The 1495-nt window shown below is 52.4% G+C and carries 2 protein-coding genes; both read right to left on the bottom strand.

The genetic code is table 11. From position 1 onward, the window contains the following. Window positions 1-128: 128 nt before the first annotated feature. Window positions 129-380, bottom strand: a complete 252-nt coding sequence (locus HMPREF0373_RS04500; RefSeq protein ID WP_044962936.1) for a DUF4315 family protein — start codon at window positions 378-380, stop codon at window positions 129-131. 14 nt (window positions 381-394) lie between these two features. Then, window positions 395-1495: C40 family peptidase (locus tag HMPREF0373_RS04495; RefSeq protein WP_021738445.1), on the bottom strand; the 1101-nt coding region annotated here is incomplete at its 5' end.

Genomic DNA, 1495 nt, shown 5'->3' with positions numbered 1-1495 from the left:
CAGAGTTTCTTCCACAACAGGCGGTTCCTCATTCCCGCCGTCCGAATAGGCATAGGCCGGGATTGCAAAGCCGCATAAAAGAACGGCGGAGCAAAGCCCCGCCGCCAACATACGAAAGTGTTTCATATTCAGTTTTCCTCCTTTTCTTCTTCGGACTTCGGGACACTTTGTCCCAAAGTGCCTCCGTCCTTCAGCTTTTCAAACAGCAGCGGGAGCTCCGTAAGGGAAATGCTCATACCGCGCACAATGTCCACGATCTCGCTGTTTTCCGCATCCAGCTTTTTCTGCTCCAGCTCCTTGAGCCGGGCCTGCTGTTCACTGATTTTAGCCTTGACCTTATCAATCTCGGCCTGAATTTTCATGCTTTTGGTAGTTGCCATTTCAAAACCTCCTGTCACGGTAAACGCCCGTAGGCGTAAAAATGAGATTGCCAGTAGCTTGTATTCAAGTTTGCGTAGCCGATGGGATCTCCGCAATGCAGCATTTTTCCATCACCGACATAAATCCCGCAATGGCTCACGCCCGGCGTGTCATAGGTGCCTTTGAAGAACACCAGATCACCGGGTTTTGGAGAACTGGTCGGCGTACAGATGTTATAGAGCCCCTGGGCTCCCAGCCTGCCCACATTCCAGCCGGAGTGATTGATAACCCACGAAACGTACCCCGAGCAATCAAAGGAAGTGGCGGGAGAACTGCCGCCCCACACATAGGGATAGCCGATGTATTTCTGCGCTTCGGCAAGCATCGCGGCAAAGGTTTCATCGTCCAGATATTCTCCGGGCACTTCGTAATCACCGGGTTTCCCGGTAATGTACTTGTTCACATAGGGAGAATCCGGGAACAGATCGGGGCGGTTTCCCAGCGTTGCCATATAGATGGCATATCGGGAAAGCTGATCCTCGCCCATAACGTACACAGGTACATGGGACAAATCAAAGTTTTCCAACGTGACCGTACAGATGTAATAATCGTAAGACACCTGATAGGTGTCCGTATGGGAGTTGCCGTCCTCGTCCGTCCATGTGTCGGTTTCCGTGCGATACCGGGTTTCCACCACCAAATCCTCGGTCAAAATGTACTGGCGGTCAAAGAGCATTTGCAGCGTTCCCTGTACCTCGCCTATTGTCCATTGCCCCTCATGGAGCGCACACAAAAGAGAAAGCAGCACATAGGGGTCATGTTCGATTTCGTCCAGATCGAAGTGGTATTCGTCATAGTCATGGGTGCTTTCATAGGTGTCCAGATAATGCTGCAAATCATCTTCCAGCGCACAGTAGGCAGCTTCGGCGGCCAGCATATCACGATCCTCGCAAGGATAGGTGCTGGCCCCTAATGCACCGGCCCCGGCGTTCCCCAGCATAAGCATGGTAGAGGAACAGGACTGCATAGCAAACAGGAGTAACACACAGAGCACCGCAACCACGGCACATGCGGGATGACTTTTGACAAATTCCACTGCCCGGGCGGTCAGGCGTTCTGTGGCTGTGGCAGTTTT

It is taken from the genome of Eubacterium ramulus ATCC 29099, assembly GCF_000469345.1.
GTDB classification, from domain to species: Bacteria; Bacillota; Clostridia; order Lachnospirales; family Lachnospiraceae; genus Eubacterium_I; species Eubacterium_I ramulus.
This window is presented reverse-complemented; position numbering and strand designations above follow the sequence as displayed.